The 21,406-nt window shown below is 61.4% G+C and carries 18 protein-coding genes; 10 read left to right on the forward strand and 8 right to left on the reverse strand.

Annotated features, from left to right (window positions below; translation table 11 throughout):
• The first annotated feature begins 99 nt into the window (after positions 1-99).
• The 5 genes from aceK (at position 100) to R1A29_RS06675 (ending at position 8,127) form a co-directional block, all read left to right on the forward strand.
• The gene (gene aceK, locus R1A29_RS06655) at positions 100-1,821 is read left to right on the forward strand and encodes a bifunctional isocitrate dehydrogenase kinase/phosphatase (protein WP_438300983.1); all 1,722 of its coding nucleotides are present in this window, start codon (positions 100-102) and stop codon (positions 1,819-1,821) included.
• A gap of 135 nt (positions 1,822-1,956) precedes the next feature.
• Positions 1,957-5,868, forward strand: coding sequence for an ATP-dependent RNA helicase HrpA (gene hrpA, locus R1A29_RS06660; RefSeq protein WP_438300984.1), 3,912 nt, complete (start codon positions 1,957-1,959; stop codon positions 5,866-5,868).
• Positions 5,869-6,080: 212 nt separating this feature from the next.
• Positions 6,081-7,202, forward strand: a complete 1,122-nt coding sequence (locus R1A29_RS06665) for a beta-ketoacyl-ACP synthase III (RefSeq protein ID WP_114881826.1) — start codon at positions 6,081-6,083, stop codon at positions 7,200-7,202.
• An 80-nt stretch (positions 7,203-7,282) separates the two neighbouring features.
• Complete coding sequence (locus R1A29_RS06670) at positions 7,283-7,897, forward strand: RNA polymerase sigma factor (RefSeq protein WP_438300986.1); 615 nt, start codon at positions 7,283-7,285, stop codon at positions 7,895-7,897.
• Positions 7,891-8,127 carry an anti-sigma factor family protein gene (locus R1A29_RS06675; RefSeq protein WP_438300987.1) on the forward strand — a complete coding sequence of 79 codons (237 nt, stop codon included), beginning with the start codon at positions 7,891-7,893 and terminating at the stop codon, positions 8,125-8,127. The genes R1A29_RS06670 and R1A29_RS06675 overlap by 7 nt, the downstream gene beginning before the upstream one ends.
• Positions 8,128-8,285: 158 nt before the next feature.
• Here R1A29_RS06675 and R1A29_RS06680 read toward each other — a convergent pair whose 3' ends face one another.
• The gene (locus R1A29_RS06680) at positions 8,286-9,617 is read right to left on the reverse strand and encodes a putative porin (RefSeq protein ID WP_438300988.1); all 1,332 of its coding nucleotides are present in this window, start codon (positions 9,615-9,617) and stop codon (positions 8,286-8,288) included.
• 280 nt (positions 9,618-9,897) lie between these two features.
• Between R1A29_RS06680 and R1A29_RS06685 the strand changes: the two genes are divergently transcribed.
• Complete coding sequence (locus tag R1A29_RS06685) at positions 9,898-11,022, forward strand: GNAT family N-acetyltransferase (RefSeq protein WP_438300990.1); 1,125 nt, start codon at positions 9,898-9,900, stop codon at positions 11,020-11,022.
• Between the two features lie 16 nt (positions 11,023-11,038).
• Here the strand turns inward: R1A29_RS06685 and aqpZ are convergent, their stop codons facing one another.
• The 5 genes from aqpZ to R1A29_RS06710 form a co-directional block, all read right to left on the reverse strand.
• A complete protein-coding gene (gene aqpZ / locus R1A29_RS06690) occupies positions 11,039-11,734 on the reverse strand; it encodes an aquaporin Z (RefSeq protein ID WP_119428708.1) in 696 nt (231 codons plus the stop codon).
• A gap of 185 nt (positions 11,735-11,919) precedes the next feature.
• On the reverse strand, positions 11,920-13,752 hold the full coding sequence (locus tag R1A29_RS06695; RefSeq protein WP_438300991.1) for an ABC transporter ATP-binding protein: 1,833 nt from the start codon (positions 13,750-13,752) through the stop codon (positions 11,920-11,922).
• Positions 13,753-13,840: 88 nt separating this feature from the next.
• Complete coding sequence (locus R1A29_RS06700; RefSeq protein ID WP_085700647.1) at positions 13,841-14,404, reverse strand: peptidylprolyl isomerase; 564 nt, start codon at positions 14,402-14,404, stop codon at positions 13,841-13,843.
• A 3-nt stretch (positions 14,405-14,407) separates the two neighbouring features.
• Positions 14,408-15,211 (reverse strand): alpha/beta fold hydrolase, encoded by an 804-nt coding sequence (locus tag R1A29_RS06705; RefSeq protein ID WP_085710330.1) that lies wholly within the window; start codon positions 15,209-15,211, stop codon positions 14,408-14,410.
• Positions 15,212-15,225: 14 nt separating this feature from the next.
• A complete protein-coding gene (locus R1A29_RS06710; RefSeq protein ID WP_007956543.1) occupies positions 15,226-16,149 on the reverse strand; it encodes a LysR family transcriptional regulator in 924 nt (307 codons plus the stop codon).
• A gap of 49 nt (positions 16,150-16,198) precedes the next feature.
• On the opposite strand from R1A29_RS06710, the gene R1A29_RS06715 reads away from it, so the two are divergent.
• The 3 genes from R1A29_RS06715 (at position 16,199) to R1A29_RS06725 (ending at position 18,375) form a co-directional block, all read left to right on the forward strand.
• On the forward strand, positions 16,199-16,513 hold the full coding sequence (locus R1A29_RS06715) for a 3-phosphoglycerate kinase (protein ID WP_114881834.1): 315 nt from the start codon (positions 16,199-16,201) through the stop codon (positions 16,511-16,513).
• Positions 16,514-16,682: 169 nt separating this feature from the next.
• Positions 16,683-17,282, forward strand: a complete 600-nt coding sequence (locus R1A29_RS06720) for an FMN-dependent NADH-azoreductase (RefSeq protein WP_134825822.1) — start codon at positions 16,683-16,685, stop codon at positions 17,280-17,282.
• A 211-nt stretch (positions 17,283-17,493) separates the two neighbouring features.
• Entirely contained in the window at positions 17,494-18,375 is an 882-nt protein-coding gene (locus tag R1A29_RS06725; protein WP_438300992.1) for a carboxylate/amino acid/amine transporter, read from the forward strand.
• Here R1A29_RS06725 and R1A29_RS06730 read toward each other — a convergent pair.
• Entirely contained in the window at positions 18,320-19,225 is a 906-nt protein-coding gene (locus tag R1A29_RS06730; protein ID WP_438300993.1) for a LysR substrate-binding domain-containing protein, read from the reverse strand. The two genes, R1A29_RS06725 and R1A29_RS06730, sit on opposite strands and share 56 nt — an antisense overlap.
• Positions 19,226-19,394: 169 nt before the next feature.
• Between R1A29_RS06730 and R1A29_RS06735 the strand changes: the two genes are divergently transcribed.
• The gene (locus R1A29_RS06735; protein WP_265811996.1) at positions 19,395-20,036 is read left to right on the forward strand and encodes a hydrolase; all 642 of its coding nucleotides are present in this window, start codon (positions 19,395-19,397) and stop codon (positions 20,034-20,036) included.
• A 62-nt stretch (positions 20,037-20,098) separates the two neighbouring features.
• Here R1A29_RS06735 and R1A29_RS06740 read toward each other — a convergent pair whose 3' ends face one another.
• Positions 20,099-21,397: a mechanosensitive ion channel family protein gene (locus R1A29_RS06740; protein WP_085710335.1), complete on the reverse strand. Its 1,299-nt coding sequence runs from the start codon at positions 21,395-21,397 to the stop codon at positions 20,099-20,101.
• Positions 21,398-21,406: the final 9 nt, after the last annotated feature.

Here is a 21,406-nt window from a genome sequence, read left to right on the forward strand (position 1 = left end):
CGCGGATTTGGCAGAAATTACGCTTCTCCTGTCCCCGGTTCCGTGGCTAAGCTCAGGCCTTCGAGCACAGATTCTTCAATTCCCGCAGAGGTCTCATCTATGCCGCAGCAATGGCCAGCCACCGACATCGCCCGCATGATCCTCGATGGCTTTGACGATTACCGCGAGCATTTCCGGCGGATCACCGACGGCGCCCGGGAGCGTTTCGAACAGGCGCGCTGGCAGGACACGCAAACCGCGTCGGCGGCGCGGATCAACCTCTACGAAGACAAGGTCGGCGAAACCGTCGCGCGCCTGCGTGAGCATTTCGAGACGGACACGCTGATGGAAGTCAGTTGCTGGCCGCTGGTGAAAAGCGCCTACATCAGCATCATCGACCTGCGCTTCGACGATGAACTCTCCGAGACCTGGTACAACTCGATTTTCTGCGGCCTGTTCAGCCACGACCTGATCAGCGATGGCTGCATGTTCATCCATACCACCCGGCCGAGCCTGCGCCGCGCCAGGGCCGCGCAGACCCGCACCTACAAACCGCAAGGGCAGTTGTCGGGCATGCTCGCGAGCATCTTTGCCGATTACCGTTTCAGTGAGGTTTACGCCGATCTGCCCCGGGATCTGCAGCGCCTTGAAGCGCAACTGCGCGAGAACCTGCCGGACTGGGTGTGCAAGGACCCGGAGCTGAGCCTCGAGCTGTTTTCCTCGGTGCTGTACCGCAACAAGGGCGCCTATCTGGTCGGACGCATCTACACCAACGACGATCAGTGGCCGCTGGTAATTCCGCTGCTGCACCGCGAGGGGCGGGGGATTCAGATCGATGCGCTGATCACCGACGAAGCCGATGTGTCGATCATCTTCTCGTTCACCCGTTCGTATTTCATGGTGGATGTTCCGGTGCCGGCGGAATTCATCGGTTTCCTCAAGCGCATCCTGCCGGGCAAGCACATCGCCGAGCTGTACACCTCGATCGGCTTCTACAAGCACGGCAAATCCGAGTTCTATCGCGCCCTGATCAACCACCTGGCCAATACCGACGACCAGTTCATCATGGCCCCGGGCGTGCGCGGCATGGTCATGAGCGTGTTCACGCTGCCGGGCTTCAACACCGTGTTCAAGATCATCAAGGACCGCTTCTCACCGTCGAAAAACGTCGACCGCGCCACGGTGATCGAGAAGTACCGACTGGTGAAAAGCGTCGACCGCGTCGGGCGCATGGCCGATACCCAGGAGTTCGCCGATTTCCGTTTCCCGCTGAGCAAGTTCGATCCGGCGTGTCTGGCCGAGCTGCTGGAGGTCGCACCGTCCACGGTGTCGCTGGAAGGCGAAACGGTGCTGATCCGCCACTGCTGGACCGAGCGCCGGATGACTCCGCTCAACCTCTATCTGGACAACGCCAACGAAGCCCAGGTACGCGAAGCGCTGGAGGACTACGGGCTGGCGATCAAGCAACTGGCGGCGGCCAACATCTTCCCCGGCGACATGCTGCTGAAGAACTTCGGCGTCACCCGCCATGGCCGGGTGGTGTTCTACGACTACGACGAAATCTGCTTCCTGACTGAGGCCAACTTCCGCCATATCCCGCCACCGCGCACGCCAGAGGACGAAATGGCCTCCGAGCCTTGGTATTCGATCGGGCCGCTGGATGTGTTCCCCGAGGAGTTTCCGCCGTTTCTGTTTGCCGATGCCAAGCAGCGCAAGTTGTTCGATCAGTTGCATGGCGAGTTGTACAACGCCGATTACTGGAAGGGCCTGCAGGAGGCGATCCGGGCCGGGAAAGTCATCGATGTCTTCCCGTATCGGCGCAAGGGCCTGGATAACGAATAAAGCAGCTGCAAGCCGCAAGCTACAAGCCTCAAGTCAAAGGCCGCATTCAACTTGCGGCTCGCAGCTTGCCGCTTGCAGCTGCTTTTCTGCCACAATCGCGTCCTTGCGCCACTAGACGACCGAATTGCGTACCCGATGACCGACGAATCGCCCTCCATCGACAAACTGCTGAAAAACCTCGATCACGCCATGCTCGCCGACCGCCACCGGCTGCGGCGGCAGTTGCTTGAGCTGCGCAAGAAGCCCGACGAGGCCAAGCTGGCCCAGTGGGTGGCGCGCATGCAGGCGTCCTGCGATCAGGTGCTGGCGCGCAAGGCCAGCCTGCCGGTGATCCGTTACGACGACAGCCTGCCGATTGCGGCCAAGCGTGACGAAATCAAGAAGGCCCTGGAAAAGCATCAGGTGCTGATCATCGCCGGTGAAACCGGCTCGGGTAAAACCACCCAGTTGCCGAAGATCTGTCTGGAGATCGGTCGCGGCCAGCATGGCCTGATCGGCCACACCCAGCCGCGTCGGATCGCGGCGCGCAGTGTGGCCAGCCGGGTCGCCGAAGAACTCGGCACACCGCTGGGCGCGCTGGTCGGTTATCAGGTGCGCTTCGAAGACCAAAGCGATGCCAACACCCTGATCAAACTGATGACCGACGGCATCCTGCTGGCGGAAACCCAGAACGACCGCTACCTCGAACGCTACGACACGATCATCGTCGACGAAGCCCACGAACGCAGCCTCAACATCGACTTCCTGCTGGGTTACCTGAAAACCCTGCTGCCGCGTCGTCCGGATCTGAAGGTCATCATCACCTCGGCGACCATCGATCTTGAGCGTTTCTCCAAGCATTTTGACGATGCGCCGATTGTCGAAGTGTCCGGCCGCACCTTCCCGGTTGAAACCTGGTATCGCCCGCTGACGCTTGAGCAGGACGAAGAGGGTAACCGCGTCGAGGACGACCTGACCGTGGATCAGGCGATCCTCGCTACCCTCGATGAAATCGCCGCTTACGAGCGCAGCGAACGTCGCAGTCCCGGCGATGTGCTGGTGTTCCTGCCGGGCGAACGCGAGATTCGCGACGCCGCCGACATGCTGCGCAAGGCCCAGCTCAAGCACACCGAAATCCTGCCGTTGTACGCGCGCCTGTCGCCGGCCGAGCAGCAGCGGATCTTCCAGTCCCACCCGGGCCGTCGAGTGGTGTTGGCGACCAACGTCGCCGAAACCTCGCTGACCGTGCCGGGCATCCGTTACGTGATCGACAGCGGCACCGCACGCATCAGCCGCTACAGCTACCGCGCCAAGGTTCAGCGCCTGCCGATCGAAGCGATTTCCCAGGCCAGTGCCAACCAGCGTAAAGGTCGTTGCGGCCGGGTCGAGCCGGGCATCTGCGTGCGCTTGTACAGCGAAGAGGATTTCCTCGGTCGTCCGGAATTTACCGATCCGGAAATCCTGCGCACCAACCTGGCAGCGGTTATTTTGCAGATGCTCCATCTGCGCCTCGGCGAGATCACCGCGTTCCCGTTCATCGAGCCGCCGGACGGCAAGGCGATCAGCGACGGTTTCAACCTGCTGCAAGAACTGTCGGCGGTGGATCGCAACAGTCAGCTGACCCCGCTCGGCCGCCAGCTTGCGCGCCTGCCGGTGGACCCGCGCATGGGCCGCATGCTGCTCGAAGCCGCCAAGCTCGGCAGCTTGCAGGAAGTGCTGATCGTCGCCAGTGCCATGTCGATTCAGGACCCACGCGAACGTCCGCCGGAGCGTCAGCAAGCCGCCGATCAGGCCCACGCACAGTGGAAGGACGCCGACTCGGACTTTGCGGCGCTGGTCAATCTGTGGCGTGGCTTCGAAGAACAGCGCCAGGCGTTGACTGCCAACCCGCTGCGCAACTGGTGCCGCAAGAATTTCCTCAACTACCTGCGGTTGCGAGAGTGGCGTGATTCCCATCGCCAGTTGAGCCTGATCTGCCGCGACTTGCAGCTGAGCCTGAATAAAGAGCCGGCGGATTATCCGAAGCTGCACAAGGCTGTGCTGGTCGGTCTGCTCAGCCAGATCGGCCAGAAAACCGAGGACGGCGACTATCTTGGTGCCCGTCAGCGGCGCTTCTGGATTCACCCGTCGTCGGGCATCGGCAAGAAGCGCCCGCAGTGGGTGATGACCGCCGAACTGGTGGAAACCACCAAGCTCTACGCGCGGATGGTGGCGAAGATCGACGCCGACTGGATCGAGCCGCTGGCCGGGCATCTGATCAAGAAGAACCACTTCGAACCGCACTGGGAGAAGAAGCGCGGTCAGGTCGTCGCCTTCGAACAGATCACCCTGTTCGGGCTGATCGTGGTCGGTCGCCGACCGGTGCATTACGGCCCGGTGGATCCGGTGGTCTCGCGGGAACTGTTCATCCGCGAAGGCCTGGTGCGGGGCGAGATTCAGTCCCGGGCCAAATGCCTGACCGCCAACAAGCAATTGCTCGAACAACTCGACGAACTGGAAGCCAAGGCCCGTCGTCGGGACATTCTGGCCGACGAGGAAACCCTGTTCGCCTTCTACGATGCGCGACTGCCGGCGGAGATTCACCAGACCGCGACCTTCGACAGCTGGTATCGGGTCAACAGCCAGAAAGACCCGCAACTGCTGATCATGCGCGAAGAGGACGTGCTGGCCCGCGAGGCCAGCGAAGTCACCGCCCAGCATTACCCGGACACGCTGCACATCGGCGATCTGGAACTGGCCCTGAGTTACCACTTTGAACCGAATCACCCGCGTGACGGCGTGACCCTGCGTGTGCCGGCACCGCTGTTGCCGATGCTGCCGCCGGAGCGCCTGGAATGGCTGGTGCCGGGGCTGATCGAGGCAAAGTGCATCGCACTGGTGCGCAACCTGCCAAAGGCCCTGCGCAAGAACTTCGTGCCGGTGCCGGACTTCATCAAGGCCGCACTGCAACGCATGACATTCGCCGAGGGTTCGTTACCGCAAGTGTTGGGCCGTGAGCTGCTGCGCATGACCGGTGCGCGGGTCAGCGACGAAGCCTGGGCCGAAGCGGCGCAGCAGGTCGAAAGCCATCTGCGGATGAACCTGGAAATCGTCGACGGCCAAGGCAAGTTCCTCGGCGAAGGCCGGGATCTGGCCGAGCTGACCGCACGTTTCGCCGAAGCCAGTCAGGCCGCACTGGCTGTGCCGCAGAGTGCGAAAAGTCAGCAACCGGTGGAGGCCAAGATCTTCGCGCCGGTGGCGGAAAAGACTCAGCAGAAGATTGCCGGGCTGTCGATGACGGTCTATCCGGCGCTGGTGGAAGAGGGCGGCACGGTCAAGGAAGGGCGCTTCTCGACCCCGGCCGAAGCCGAGTTCCAGCATCGCCGCGCCTTGCAGCGTCTGCTGATGCAGCAACTGGCCGAACCGGCCAAATTCCTGCGTGGCAAGTTGCCGGGTCTGACCGAACTGGGCCTGCTGTACCGCGAGCTGGGCCGGGTCGATGCGCTGGTGGAAGACATTCTGCTGGCCAGCCTCGACAGCTGCATTCTTGATGGCGAAGACCCGTTGCCGCGTGACGGCGCAGGTCTGGCGGCACTGGCCGAGCGCAAGCGTGGCAGCTGGACCGAGCATGCCGAGCGGGTAGCGCGTCTGACCCTGGAAATCCTCAAGCTCTGGCACGGTCTGCAAAAACGCTTCAAGGGCAAGATCGACCTGGCTCAGGCGGTGGCGCTTAACGACATCAAGCAGCAGCTCAGTCATCTGGTGTATCCGGGCTTCGTTCGCGAAACGCCGATGCTCTGGCTCAAGGAGCTGCCGCGTTATCTGAAGGCAGTCGAGCAGCGTTTCGAGAAGCTGGGCGCGCAGGTGCAGAAGGATCGGGTCTGGAGCGGCGAACTCGCCGGCCTCTGGACGCAATACCAGACTCGCGCCGCCAAGCATGCTCAGGAAGGCAAGCGCGATCCGCAGCTTGAGCTGTATCGCTGGTGGCTCGAGGAGTACCGGGTTTCGCTGTTCGCCCAGCAGTTGGGGACGAAAGTGCCGATCTCCGACAAGCGCCTGAACAAGCAGTGGAGTCAGGTCGAGGCCTGACCTCCGATCCTGCAAAAGGCGCCAAATGCCAAGGTTTATGGCAAACTTCGCGCCTATAAACGCCGGCCCCGCGGTTTTGAGCCTTGTCAGCCGCGGGCGAGGTCGGAATAAAGCGATGCCAGGTTTTTGCGTCCCCTCTATGGGAATAGACCCTTTGCGTGTTGGCACGTCGGTGCCAGCACTTTCTGCCTGAACAGATTAGAGAAACGACCATGCATAACGTCGTCATCAGCGGCACCGGCCTGTACACCCCGGCCAACAGCATTTCCAACGAAGAGCTGGTGCAGTCTTTCAATACCTACGTCGCGCAGTTCAACGCGGACAACGCTGACGCCATCGCCAGCGGCGAGATCCAGGCCCTGACCGAATCCAGCGCCGCGTTCATCGAAAAAGCCTCGGGCATCAAGAGCCGCTTTGTCATGGACAAGGACGGCATCCTTGATCCGCAACGCATGGCGCCACGCCTGCCGGAGCGTTCCAACGACGAGTGGTCGGTGCTTTGCCAGATGGCCATCGGCGCTGCCGAGCAAGCCTTGCAGCGCGCCGGCAAGACTGCCGCCGACATCGACGGTGTGATCGTCGCCTGCTCCAACCTGCAACGTGCCTATCCGGCCATCGCCATCGAAGTCCAGGAAGCACTGGGCATCCAGGGTTTCGGTTTCGACATGAACGTCGCCTGCTCGTCGGCGACCTTCGGCATCCAGCAAGCCGCCAACACCGTGCAACTGGGCCAGGCCCGGGCGATCCTGATGGTCAACCCGGAAGTCTGCACCGGTCACCTGAACTTCCGTGACCGCGACAGCCACTTCATCTTCGGTGACGCCGCCACAGCCGTCGTCATCGAGCGTGCCGATACGGCAACGTCGAAGCACCAGTTCGACGTAGTCAGCACCAAACTGCTGACCAAGTTCTCCAACAACATCCGCAACAACTTCGGCTTCCTCAACCGCGCAGCGGAAGAGGGCATTGGTGCCCGGGACAAACTGTTCGTGCAGGAAGGCCGCAAGGTGTTCAAGGACGTGTGCCCGATGGTGGCCGAGCTGATCGGTGAGCACCTGGAAGAGAACAAGCTCAACGTCGGCGACGTGAAGCGCTTCTGGCTGCACCAGGCCAACCTGAGCATGAACCACCTGATCGTGCGCAAGTTGCTGGGCCGCGAAGCGACCGAAGAAGAAGCACCGGTGATTCTCGACACCTACGCCAACACCAGCTCCGCCGGTTCCGTGATCGCTTTCCACAAGTATCAGGACGATCTGGCGGCCGGTTCGCTGGCGGTGCTGAGTTCGTTCGGTGCCGGTTATTCGATTGGTAGCGTGATTCTGCGCAAGCGCTGAGTCCGTGTTAAAAGATCGCAGTCTGCACGCTCCTTCGGGAAACGCTGCAGGCTGCGATTTTTTTTGCCCGTGAGGTATCGATGGCTGCAATGGATGACTCTCAATTGCTCGAGCGCCTGCTGGCCGGCGAGCAAAAGGCTTTCAAGGAACTGGTCACCACCTACCAGAGCGCCATGCGCGCGGTGGCCTATGCGATTGTTGGCCAGCGCCACGTCGAAGAAGTGGTGCAGGACGCCTGGCTGTCAGTGGTGCGGCATATCGGCAGCTTCGAGGGCCGTTCCAGCCTGAAGACCTGGCTGCTGACCATCACCGCCAATTCGGCCAAGGGCCGTTACAAGCAGAACCGTCGCGAAGTGCTGATGGATGATCTGCCGGCTCCCCACGGCACCATAGACGATGATCGCTTTTCTCCCGGCGACGGCCACTGGCTGGTCGCACCGTTCGCCTGGCATCAGGACACGCCCGAAGCGTTGCTTACTGAAAATGAACTGCGCGAATGTCTGGAGCACACGCTGCTCAGCCTGTCAGAACTGCAAAGCAGTGTGCTGTTGCTGCGCGAGCGTCAGGGCCTGGAGCTGGAAGAGATCTGTAATCTTCTGGAGATCTCGCTCTCCAATGTCCGTGTGCTGCTGCATCGTGCGCGGCTGAAAGTCTTCGCCACCGTGGAGCATTTCGAGGAGACCGGCGAATGCTGACCTGTAAAGAACAAGTGGCGCGCTCCAGCGATTATCTCGATGGCCAGTTGAGCTTTCGCGAAAAACTGATGGTGCGTCATCACCTGATGTTCTGCCGAAATTGCCGGCGCTTCATCCGCCAGATGCGTTTGATGCAGGCGACATTGCGGGAGATGCCGGAGAAACCGGAGGAGGGTGTGGATGCGTTGGCCGAGCGGCTGGCGGCGCAGCGCCGGAAAGACAATTCCTGAGGCAAAAAAAACAGCCCGGCGTAACGGCAGCGAACGGATGATGGGGATCGCTGCTGCGGCGCCGGGCTGTAGGATAACTTCAGCTTCAAGCTTCAAGCTTCAAGCTTCAAGCTTCAAGCGAGGCATTCACTTGAAGCTTGCCGCTTGTGACTGCTGTTTTAGAACTTGGCTTCAGCATCCAGTTGCAGGGTGTTGATGTCGGAGTCGGTCTTCTTCAGGCTGGCGTTGGTGTAGTCCGAGTTAGCCATGAAGTAGGTGGCGCCGAGGGTGAAGTTCTTGTCCAGCTCGTAGCTCACTTTCAGCTTGCTGCCGCGGGAACCGGTGTAGCCGTTGGCGAAGTCGGAGTCGGTGAAGGCACCCACCACCGCGTTACGCTGTACGTCGCGGTAGTTGTAATCGATGCCGAAGCCGTAAACCTTGGTCTTCACGCCGGCCAGCCAGCCAGTGTCCTGGTCGTTGCTGGCGTCTTTGTTGTTCACGTACTGACCGTAGATCGACAGCGGAACCGGCAGGTTGGCGATGTCCAGCTGACCGAAGCCTTCATACAGTTTGAAGGTTTCGTTCGGGCTGTTGCCGTTGACGGCCAGGGCGCATGGCGCAGTCACGGTGCCGCTGGTAGGGCAGGCGCTGTCCTTGTCGTTGTCGTAGGAGTAAATGCTGCCGCCCAGGGTCAGTTTCAGGCTGTCGGTCAGCGCGAAGCGACCACCCAGCTGGCCAGCGTACAGACGCAGGTCGTGCTTGAACTGCACGCCTTCGCCGTCGACGTTGTCCTTGAGGGTGTAGTGACCGGCGCTGCCGAACAGCTCGGTGCTGCCGCTCAGCGGGTACTTGTAGGTGACAGCCAGACCTTCCGGGTTGATGTCGCTGTCCCAGATGATGTCGCCCATGCTCACCCAAGGCTGGTTCATTTTACCGGCGATCAGGTGCAGGTTCTTGACCGCGTCAGGGTGGTAGTCGACGTAACCCAGGTCGAGCCAGATCTGCTTCTTGTCGAAGTAGTTGTTCAGGTCCTGGTTGGTGGAGCGGGCGTCGTCGCTGCTGCCGGTGGCGATACGGATACCGGTATCAACCTGCGGGTTGATTTCGGTGTAGGCACCCAGACGGGCACGAATGCGCTGACGGTCCTGGTCCTTGGCGTTCGGTACGCCATCGTTCTTCACGGTTTCCTGACGGAAACGTACGTCACCCTTGAACTGGGTCTTGGCAGCCCAGGCCAGCTTCTGGTCGAAGCTGCTCAGCTCGTTGGTTTTCTTCGCGGTTGCCGCGATTTGCTCGTTGGTCTCTTGCTGCGCCTGCTGCGCGATTTGCTGGGCCTTCTGATCCTGGGCCAGTTCGGTTTGCAGTTCTACGTACTGCGCCTGGGTGATGGAACCGTTAGCCTTGAGCATGTCGAGCAGTTTGGCGTCGACTGCGGCACTGGCCGGAACACTCATGGCCAGCAACAGGCCACCGCACAGGGCCGCCGCAGTTTTCGTGGAAGCAAGACGCATAGCAATCTCCGAAGATGAGAGGGATGGCTGAACCATCCTGGGCACAACCGACGATTTGAACGTCGGAAAACTGTGTCCGGGTAGAACCCGGCGCTCTAAAAACAGGCGCCAGTATCGCGATGGTTTATGACAGAGCAGTGGCACGGTGATGGCAGGTTGATGACGATACAAAACTTGCGTGAACTATTGATCTAGAGCGCTGTCGCGCAATCGGACGTGGGCAAGACCGGGCCGATCAGCGATACTCGCGAGGCTTTCGGGGCCAAAAGTGGAGAGGAAAATGCCGTTGCAGCGCCTGCAAAAACTGTCGGAAATCGAACCGGCACTCTGGGATGCACTGGTGCCGGACAACCAGCCGTTTCTGCGCCATGCCTTCCTCGGCGCGCTGGAAGACAGCGGCAGTGTCGGCCCGCTCACTGGCTGGCAGGCGGAGCATTTGCTGCACGTCGAAGACGGTCGTCTGATCACGGCGCTGCCCGGTTATCGCAAGTGGCATTCCTACGGCGAATACGTGTTCGATCACGGTTGGGCCGATGCCTGCGCCCGTGCCGGCATCGATTACTACCCCAAGTTTTTGAGTGCGGTGCCGTTCAGCCCGGTCACCGGGCCGCGCCTGTTGGCGGCGAGCGTCGAGGACGGATTCGAACTGCTCAAGAGCCTGCCGGGTTATCTGGAAATCGAAGAACTCTCCGGCGCCCACATCAACTTCACCGATGCCTTTACCGATGCCGCCATGGCCGAGCAGCCGGGCTGGCTGCAACGCATCGGCTGTCAGTACCACTGGCAGAATCGCGGCTATCGCGACTTCCAGGACTTTCTCGACGTGCTCAGTTCGCGCAAGCGCAAGCAGATGCGCAAGGAGCGCGAGCAAGTGGCGGGGCAGGGCTTTGAATTCGAATGGCTTGAAGGGCGAGAGCTGGACGAAGCGCAGTGGGATTTTGTCTACGCCTGCTACGCCAACACTTATGCGGTGCGCCGTCAGGCACCGTACCTGACGCGGGAGTTCTTCAGTCTGCTGGCCGAGCGCATGCCGGAATCGATTCGTGTCGTATTGGCCAGACACGGGTCAAGGCCGGTGGCGATGGCGTTCAGTCTGGTGGGTGGCGACAGTTTCTACGGGCGCTACTGGGGATGTCTGGCCGAGTACGACCGGCTGCATTTCGAAACCTGTTTCTACCAGGGCATGGACTACGCGATTGCCCAGGGTTATCAACGTTTCGACGCCGGCGCTCAGGGCGAGCATAAGTTGATTCGCGGCTTTGAACCGGTGATCACTCATTCCTGGCATTACCTGCGCCATCCCGGCCTGAAAGCCGCCGTGAAGGATTTTCTTCAGCAGGAACGCGCCGGTGTGCTGGCCTATGCGGAAGAGGCGAGGAACGCCTTGCCGTATCGGCAAGCATGATCCTCGCCCACTCTCCTCAGGTTTCTTCCTTGCCCAGCCAGCGATAGACCACGCCGCCGACCACCGCGCCCAGCAGCGGCGCGACCCAGAACATCCACAACTGCGCGATTGCCCAGCCGCCGACCATCAGCGCCGGGCCCGTGCTGCGGGCCGGGTTGACCGAGGTGTTGGTCACCGGAATCGAGATCAGGTGGATCAGCGTCAGGGCCAGGCCGATGGCAATCGGTGCCAGTCCCGCCGGGGCGCGCTTGTCGGTGGCGCCGAGGATGATCACCACGAACATCGCGGTCATCACCAGCTCCGTGACGAACCCGGAGGCCATCGAGTATTTGCCCGGCGAGTGCTCGCCATAACCGTTTGAAGCAAGGCCGGCGGCGATGTCGAAACCCTCCTTGCCGCTGGCGATGTGATACAGCAGCGCCGCTGCCAGGATCCCGCCGATCACCTGGGCGATGATGTAGGCGGGCAGTTCTTTGGCCGGGAACCGACCACCGACGACCAGACCGACCGACACGGCCGGGTTGAGATGACAGCCGCTGATGTGGCCGATGGCAAACGCCATGGTCAGCACCGTCAGGCCAAACGCCAGGGCTACCCCCAGCACGCCGATCCCCACCGGTGAGGACGCGGCGATCACCGCACTGCCGCAACCACCCAGCACCAACCAGAACGTACCCAACAACTCCGTGGCTGAACGTTTTAACAGAGACATGAGAGAGTCCTTGATAGACGCGCTATCGAGACTGCATCGAGTTGTGCTTCCTTGCAATTACGACAGGTTCATCTCCAGAGCCTTCGCTGAGTACAGCAGGGAATGCGGGGATTTCCAGCAGGCATGAAAAAACCGCCAGGGCCCGTGGTGGAAGGGCTGTGGCGGTTTTTGCGTTTCGTGCCGGATCAGTCGATGCCGACAAAGCCTCCGGTCTGGTGCGCCCATAGCCGTGCGTACAATCCGCCGTGGGCCAGCAGTTCGGCATGGTTGCCGGTCTCGGCGATCTTGCCGTTCTCCAGCACCACCAGCCGGTCCATGCGGGCAATGGTCGAGAGACGGTGAGCAATGGCGATCACGGTCTTGCCCTGCATCAGGGTTTCCAGGCTTTCCTGGATCGCGGCTTCGACTTCCGAGTCCAGCGCCGAGGTCGCTTCGTCCATGATCAGGATCGGCGCGTCCTTGAGCAGGACCCGCGCAATCGCGATCCGCTGGCGCTGGCCACCGGACAGCTTCACCCCGCGCTCGCCCACATGCGCGTCAAATCCGGTGCGTCCTTCGGCATCCGACAGCAGCGGAATGAACTCGTCAGCCCGGGCCTTGCGCACCGCTTCCCAGAGTTCGGCGTCGGTGGCGTCAGGCTTGCCGTACAGCAAGTTGTCGCGGATAGAACGGTGCAGCAGCGACGTGTCCTGGGTGATCATGCCGATCCGCGCACGCAGGCTTTCCTGGCCGACCTCGGCGATGTTCTGGCCGTCGATCAGGATCCGCCCGCCCTCGACGTCGTACAGACGCAGCAGCAGGTTGACCAGAGTCGATTTGCCGGCGCCGGACGGACCGATCAGGCCGATTTTCTCGCCGGGTTTGATGGTCAGGTTGAGGTCGCCGATGATGCCTTTCTTCTTGCCGTAGTGAAAATCCACGTGCTCGAAACGTACTTCGCCACGGGCCACGGCCAGCGGTTTGGCCTGTTCCTGGTCGGTGACGCTGACCGGTTGCGAGATGGTCTGCAGGCCGTCCTGGACCATGCCGATGTTCTCGAAGATCCCGGTAACCACCCACATGATCCAGCCCGACATGTTGACGATACGAATCACCAGGCCGGTGGCCAGGGCGATGGCGCCGACGCTGATCACCGATTGCGTCCACAGCCACAGGGCCAGCCCCGTCGTGCCGACGATCAGCAGGCCGTTCATGGTGGTGATGGCCACGTCCATGCTGGTGACCACGCGGCCGGCCAGCTGGGCTTTTTCGGTCTGCTCCTGAATCGCCTCGCGGGCGTAGTGCTGTTCGAAGTTGGTGTGGGCGAACAACTTCAGGGTGGCGATGTTGGTGTAGCCGTCGACGATGCGGCCCATCAGTTTCGAGCGCGCGTCGGAAGCGGCGACGGAGCGGTCCTTGACCCGTGGCACGAAGTAATAGAGCGCGCCGATGTAGGCGGCGATCCACATCAGCAGCGGGATCATCAGGCGCCAGTCGGCTTCGGCGAACAGCACCAGCGAGCTGATCGCATAGATCAGCACGTGCCACAACGCATCCATTGCCTGCACCGCAGAGTCACGCAGCGAGTTGCCGGTCTGCATGATGCGCTGGGCGATGCGCCCGGCGAAGTCGTTCTGGAAGAAATTCAGGCTCTGCTTGAGCACGTAACTGTGGTTCTGCCAGCGGATGAGGCTGGTCATGCTCGGGCTCAGGGTCTGGTGCACCAGCATGTCGTGCAGGGCCAGGAACAATGGCCGCAGGAGCAGGGCCACCACGGCCATCCACGCCAGTTCGGCGCCATGCACCTTGAAGAAGTCGGCGTTCGGCGTGCCTTGGGCAAGGTCGATGATGCGGCTCAGGTAGCTGAACAGCGCCACTTCGATCAGGGCACCGAACAGACCGACGATCAGCAGGGCGGCGAAACTCGGCCAGACCTGCTTCAGGTAATAGGTATAGAAGGGCAGTACACGGTCCGGCGGGGATGCCGTAGGCGCGTCACGGAATATGTCGATCAGTTGTTCGAAACGGCTATAGAGCATCAGATAACCGCCCGGAGTACGGGCTCTCCTTTTATCAGTGTGAGCGGCGCGATGGGTGACCGGCGCCGCTCGATATGCCCTGTAAAGCTTAGTCGATGCGCTTGGCCGACTTGATGATCACAGGGTCGACAGGCACGTTTTGCATGCCCTGTTTGGTGGTGGTCTGGGAGTTGACGATGATGTCGACCACGTCCATGCCCTTGACCACTTTGGCGAACACCGCGTAACCGGCGTCGCGGCCCGGATCGAGGAACGCGTTGTCGGCGACGTTGATGAAGAACTGGCTGGTGGCCGAGTTTGGATCGGAAGTGCGGGCCATCGACAGGGTGCCGCGAACGTTGTGCAGACCGTTGCTGGCTTCGTTCTTGATCGGTGCCTTGGTTTCTTTCTGTTGCATCTGCTGGGTGAAGCCGCCGCCCTGGGCCATGAAGCCCGGGATCACACGGTGGAAAATGGTGTTGGTGTAGAAACCGCTGTCGACGTAATCGAGGAAGTTCTTGGTACTGATCGGCGCCTTGACCGGGTCCAGCTCGATTTCGATGGTGCCGTTGGTGGTCACCAGTTCGACGTGTGGCGCCTTGGCCGGCGTGGCAGCCATCAGGTTGGCGGCGAACAGCACGGTGCCGGCGGCGAGGGCGAGTTTTTTCAGCATGGTTCAGTGATCCTGAGGGTGAATATCGGCTGTGGCGAGAAACGCCAGCAGCGTTTGATTGAAGCGTTCGGGTTGATCGAGCGGGGTGGCGTGGCGCGAATCGGCGATCACCACCAGCCGCGCATCGGGCAGCAGTCTGACATAGGTTTCTTTCAGCGAGACGGGGGTGTAGTCCCGGTCGGCGCTGACGACGAGCGTTGGACAGGAGATCCTCGAAAGTCGTTCCTGAACCCCCCAGCCAACAATCGCATCGAAGCTGGCGAGATAAGCACGTTTGTCGTTTTTTGCCCAGCGCTCGGCCATCTTCTGGCGCAAATCAGCCTGCTCCGGTTTGGGGAAAAGTTTGGCGCCCAAGGCCTTGCCGATGGTGGCCAGACTCAGCAAACGCATCAGGCTCCAGCGCTTGAACCACTGCCAGTAGTCGTCGCGGCTGCGCACCTTGACCTCGGGCGCGCTGTTGACGATGGTCAGGCTCTTGAGCATCTGCGGCTGATCGACAGCGAACTGAAAGCCGATCATGCCGCCCATGGACAACCCGGCGTAGTGCACCGGGCCGAGCTTCAGGTGTTCGATCAGGGCGACGATGTCGGCGCTGAAACCGGCGATGCTGTAGCGCTCTCGGGGCTTGTCTGAGCGGCCATGACCGCGCACGTCCGGGACGATCACCCGGTATTGCGCGGCCAGTGCCGGGATCTGCATTTCCCAGTCCAGCGTGCTGGAGCCGAGCCCGTGAACCAGCAGCAACGGATCGCCGTGGCCATATTCCTCGTAGTGCAGGTTGCAGCCTTCATGCTCGAAATACGCCATCGGTGAACTCCGTGTCAGGCTTGTTCGGGGGCGGCGAACGGTGCGTCCAGCGGCAAGGTGTCGAAGGTGCGCAACAGTTCGACGAGGATCTGCGAAGCCGGGCCCAGCGGTTTGTCCTTGTTCGAATACAGATAGAAACTCGGATTGCGGCTGCCGCCCTGATCCAACGGTAGCAGCTTGAGCAGGCCTTCCTTCAATTCCCGTTCGATCATGTGCCGTGGCAGCCAGGCGAATCCCAGGCCGCTGGAAACAAAGTTGGCGGCGGTGGCGAGGCTGCCGACGGTCCAGCGCTGTTCGGCGCCGAGCCAGCCGACATCCCGGGGTTGCTGGCGGCCGGAGTCGCGGATCACCACTTGCATCTGGGTTTCCAGGTCCTGGAAATTCAGTTCACGGTTCAGCCGATGCAGTGCGTGTTCGGGGTGGGCGACGGCGACAAATTCCACATCGCTCAACTCCGCACCGAGGTAACCGGGAATGCTCAGGCCGGTGATCGCCAGATCGGCCACGCCTTCGAGCAACACCTCCTCGACACCCGACAGCACTTCTTCACGCAGACGCACGCGGCAGCCACGGCTTTGTGGCATGAATGCGGTCAATGCGCGAACGAGGCGGGCGCTCGGGTAGGCGGCATCGACCACCAGCCGGACTTCGGCTTCCCAGCCTTGCTCCATGTGATGAGCGAGGTCTTCCAGTTGGCTGGCCTGTTTCACCAGTTGTCGCGAACGCCGCAACAACACGCCGCCGGCTTCGGTCAGCACAGCCTTGCGGCCGTCGATGCGCAGCAACGGCACACCGAGTTGGTCCTGCATGCGGGCGACGGTGTAGCTCACCGACGATTGCGAACGGTGCAGGGCTTCGGCGGCCTGGGCGAATCCGCCGTGGTCGACCACCGCCTGCAACGTTCGCCATTGATCGAGGGTCACGCGGGGCGCTTTCATCGATAGCTCCTCTTGTCCTAAGCTGGCGGTCCCTCATGGAGACTGCCGAATGAAAAAATTCTGTTGTGTGGTACTGGCGTTGCTGCCGCTGACCGCGTTTGCGTATCCGATCGATGTGCAGAAGAATCTCAATGGCCTGAAGATCGACTACGAGTCCTTCGATACCGATAAAGACATCGGCTCCATCCGGGTCGCCAACTACGGCGAGGTCGACGCGGTCTGCAAAGTCGTGTTCAGCAATGGCCCGGAAGCGCCGCGCACCCGCAATATCGAGGTGCCGGCCGGCAAACACACCAACGCCACCGCCAAGTTCTCTCGCGAGATCATCAAGCTGCGCGTCGAACTGACCTGCAACCCGAAATAGCGGTTTTGCCTCTCTGTGGGAGCGAGTCAGGCCGCTCCTGCAGGTGTAGCTTGCATCTAAACGAATATTTCGATGGTTTGCAGCAATTATTTGCGCTTTTTCATCGATACGACTCTGTTTAACCTTCACTCCATCGACTTACAACATTCTCGGATGGAGGCTACACACCATGTCCCGCGTTCTGATCATCGAAAGCAGCGCCCGCCAGCAAGACTCGGTATCCCGTCAACTGACCCAGACGTTCATCAGTCAGTGGAAAGCTGCACACCCGGCCGATCAGATCACCGTCCGCGACCTCGCCGTGAACCCGGTGCCACACCTGGACAGCAACCTGCTGGGTGGCTGGATGAAGCCCGCCGAACAGCGCAACGCCAACGAACAATCCTCGCTGGATCGCTCCAACGAGCTGACCGATGAACTGCTGGCCGCCGACGTGCTGGTGATGGCCGCGCCGATGTACAACTTCGCGATTCCAAGCACCCTGAAAGCCTGGCTCGACCACGTGTTGCGTGCCGGCGTGACCTTCAAGTACACCGAAACCGGCCCGCAAGGCCTGCTCAGCGGCAAGCGTGCCTACGTGCTGACTGCTCGCGGCGGCATCTACGCCGGCGGCCCGGCGGATCACCAGGAACCGTACCTGCGTCAGGTGATGGGTTTCATCGGCATCCACGACGTGACCTTCATCCACGCCGAAGGCATGAACCTGGGCGGCGACTTCCAGGAGAAAGGCCTCAACCAGGCCAACGCCAAACTGTCCCAGGTCGCTTGATATGTTAATCGCCAGATAATCGCCGATTGTTCTAGTGATCTGGCGCAACCCCTTCAAGGCTCTACGCGCATCGAACCTCCCTTTGCACTTGTTGCTCCTGAGTGCTGTAGCCCGATTGAACGCTTTAGCGAGATCGGGCTTTTTTTGCCCGGGATTTAGCGATGGCCGGGAAAAAACGCTATCGTCGCCGCCATTCGAAATCGAGGCGACCATGGGCTATCTACTTATTGTCACGCTGATCCAGGCGTTTTCCTTCAGTCTGATCGGCGAATACCTGGCCGGGCATGTCGACAGCTACTTCGCGGTGCTGGTGCGCGTGGTGCTGGCCGGGCTGGTGTTCATCCCGCTGACGCGCTGGCGCTCGGTGGAACCGGCGTTCATGCGCGGCATGCTGCTGATCGGCGCGTTGCAGTTCGGCGTGACCTACGTCTGCCTGTACCTGAGCTTCCGCGTGCTGACGGTGCCGGAAGTGCTGCTGTTCACCATCCTCACGCCGTTGCATGTGACGTTGATCGAAGACGCGCTCAACCGACGCTTCAACCCGTGGGCGCTGATCGCCGCACTGGTGGCGGTCGCAGGCGCGGCGGTGATCCGCTACGACCGGATCAACCCGGACTTCTTCATGGGCTTTCTGCTGCTGCAACTGGCCAACTTCACCTACGCCGCCGGGCAGGTGCTGTACAAGCATCTGGTGGCGAAGCACCCGAGCGATCTGCCGCACTACCGGCGCTTCGGTTTCTTCTACCTCGGCGCACTCGCGGTGGCGTTGCCGGCGTTCCTGTTGTTCGGCAAATCCAACTTCCTGCCCGAAGCGCCTCTGCAATGGGGCGTGTTGGTGTTCCTTGGCCTGGTCTCCACCGCACTCGGTCTGTACTGGTGGAACAAGGGCGCCTGCCTGGTCAACGGCGGCACCCTGGCGGTGATGAACAACCTGCACGTGCCGGTGGGCTTGCTGCTGAACCTGCTGATCTGGAATCAGCATGAGGAACTGGGGCGGTTGTTCCTCGGTGGCGGCGTGATTCTGGCGGCGGTGTGGATCAGCCGGTTGGGGATTCGCAGGCCGGCGCCAGTTGCCCCACCAGAAACTCGATAAACGCGCGCGTCTTCTGCGGCACCCGCCGCGCTGACGAATACACCGCATTGATGGTGATCGCCGGGGCTTGCCATTCGCAAAGCACCGGCACCAGGCGCCCGGCGGTAAGCGCCTCTTCGACGATGAAGTCCGGCAGCAGCGCAATGCCCATGCCGGCCTCGGCTGCCTGCGCCAGCAAGTCACCGTTGTTGGCGTGCAGCGGCCCGGTGACGTTGACCCGTTGGGTTTCCTTGCCATTGCACAGTTGCAGGCTGACGCCGCTCTGCAAATAGCCGTAGTTCAAGCATTGATGCGAGCGCAGATCCTGCGGCGACTGCGGCGTGCCCGCGCGTTCGAGGTAAGCGGGGGAGGCGACCATGATGCGCGGCGCCGGCGCCAGTTGCCGGGCGATCATGGTCGAGTCGGGCAGGCTGGCGATGCGGATGGTCACGTCGAACCCGCCGCGCACCGGATCGACCTGCTGGTCGCTGAGCACCAGTTGCAATTCGATGTTCGGGTGCTGTTCGTGGAACAGTGGAATCAGCTTGCCCAAGCGCCGCAGGCCGAACGACATTGGTGCGTTGACCCGCAACACCCCGCGCAATTCGCCCACCCCGTCCCGTGCCCGCTGCTCGGCCTCGTCCAGTGCCGCAATCACTTCCCGCGCCGCTTCGAAATACTCCGCGCCAGCCTCGGTCAGGTGCAGGCTGCGGGTGGTGCGTTGCAGCAGTTGCACGCCGATGGCTTCTTCCAGGGCTTGAATCTGTTTGCTGACTTTCGACCGGGGCACGTCCATGGCCCGGGCGGCGGCTGCGAAGCCGTTTTCGCCGACCGTCACCACGAAGGCGCGCATGCATTCGATGCGATCCATTATTGTCCCTTTTTTAGAATCAATGATTCTCGATTTTAGGGAATTGTCCCTTTATCGGCTAGCCCCTAAAGTGACATCCAAGCCGAGACAACAACGCCGAAGACGGCAAGCCACTCGACTCACCCATTACCCAATCGAAACGCTGAATCGACATCAAAAGGAACGCGCCATGTCTATACGTGAACTGCTGAACCCAACCAACTCCGCCCTGATCCTGATCGACCACCAGCCGCAAATGGCTTTCGGCGTGCAGTCGATCGACCGTCAGACCCTGAAGAACAACACCGTCGGCCTTGCCAAGGCCGCCAAGATTTTCAACGTGCCGACCATCTACACCTCGGTCGAAACCGAAAGCTTCAGCGGCTACATCTGGCCGGAACTGCTGGCGGTGCACCCGGAGCAGAAGCCGATCGAGCGCACCTCGATGAACTCCTGGGAAGACAAGGCGCTGGTTGACGCGGTGAAGGCCACCGGCCGCAAAAAGCTGATCATCGCCGCACTGTGGACCGAGGTCTGCCTGACTTTCCCGGCCCTGGAAGCCCTGGCTGAAGGCTACGAGGTGTACATCGTCACCGACGCTTCCGGCGGCACCACCAAGGAAGCCCACGACATGTCGGTACAGCGGATGATTCAGGCCGGCGCCGTACCGGTGACCTGGCAGCAAGTACTGCTCGAGTACCAGCGTGACTGGGCGCATAAAGACACCTATCAGGCAGTGATGGACCTGGTGCTGGAACACAGCGGCGCGTACGGCATGGGCGTCGACTACGCCTACACCATGGTGCACAAGGCACCGCAGCGGAAGGCCTGACAAGTCGGCCGGACAAAAAAGACGCAACCCGGGTTGCGTCTTTTTTTGCGCTGAAGAAAGCGTTACATCAGATGCTTCTCGGCTTCTGGAATGTGGCTCGCGCCAAGGACTGCCGGCAGTATCCCGGAGCGCAAATCCCCACCACTCGGCTGCTGATACAGGCTCAACCCGAACTCCGGCAACACCGCCAGCAGATAATCGAAAATATCCCCCTGGATCCGCTCGTAATCGGCCCACACCGTGGTGGTGGTAAAGCAGTAGATTTCCAGCGGAATGCCCTGGGCCGTGGTCTGCATCTGGCGGACCATGCAGGTCATGTTCGGCTGGATCTCCGGGTGGCTCTTCAGATAGGCCAGCGCGTAGGCGCGGAAGGTACCGATGTTGGTCATGCGCCGACGGTTGGCCGACATCGCCGCGACGTTGCCCTGGGCTTCGTTCCAGGCCTTGAGCTCGGCTTTCTTGCGGCCCATGTAGGCGGTCAGCAGGTGCACCTGGGAGAGTTTTTCTTCTTCATCGTCGCGGATGAAACGCACACCGCTGGCGTCGATGAACAGACTGCGCTTGATTCGCCGCCCGCCGGACTGCTGCATGCCGCGCCAGTTTCGGAAGGATTCGGACATCAGGCGCCAGGTCGGGATCGAGACGATGGTCTTGTCGAAATTCTGCACCTTGACCGTGTGCAGAGTGATGTCGACCACGTCGCCATCGGCGCCGACTTGCGGCATTTCGATCCAGTCGCCGACCCGCAGCATGTCGTTGCTGGTCAGTTGCACGCTGGCGACGAACGACAGCAGGGTGTCCTTGTAGACCAACAGGATCACCGCCGACATCGCACCCAGACCCGACAGCAGCAACAGCGGCGAACGGTCGATCAGGGTGGCGACGATGATGATCGCGCCGAACACGTACAAAACCATTTTCGCCAGTTGCACATACCCCTTGATCGAGCGGGTGCGGGCGTGTTCGGTGCGGGCGTAGATGTCCAGCAGGGCATTGAGCAGGGCGCTGACCGACAACAGCAGGAACAGGATGGTGAAGGCCAGCGCCACATTGCCGAGAAACACCATGGCGGTCTTGCTCAGCTCCGGCACCAGGTGCAGGCCGAACTGGATCACCAGCGACGGCGTCATCTGTGCCAGACGCTGAAACACCTTGTTATGCCGAAAGTCGTTGATCCAGTGCAGCGCGGGCTGGCGACCGAGCATGCGGCTGGCATGCAGGATCAGGTAACGCGCCACTCGTCCGAGGACCAGCGCGATCACCAGCAACAGGATCAGCGCCAGGCCGGCGTGCAGGAGCGGGTGCTGATCAAGGGCACCCCAGAGGTCTTGGGCGTTGAGCCAGAGCTGTTTGAAATCCATGAGGGCAAC

Origin of the sequence: Pseudomonas sp. NMS19W (assembly GCF_051554255.1) — a bacterium.
GTDB lineage: Bacteria > Pseudomonadota > Gammaproteobacteria > Pseudomonadales > Pseudomonadaceae > Aquipseudomonas > Aquipseudomonas kribbensis.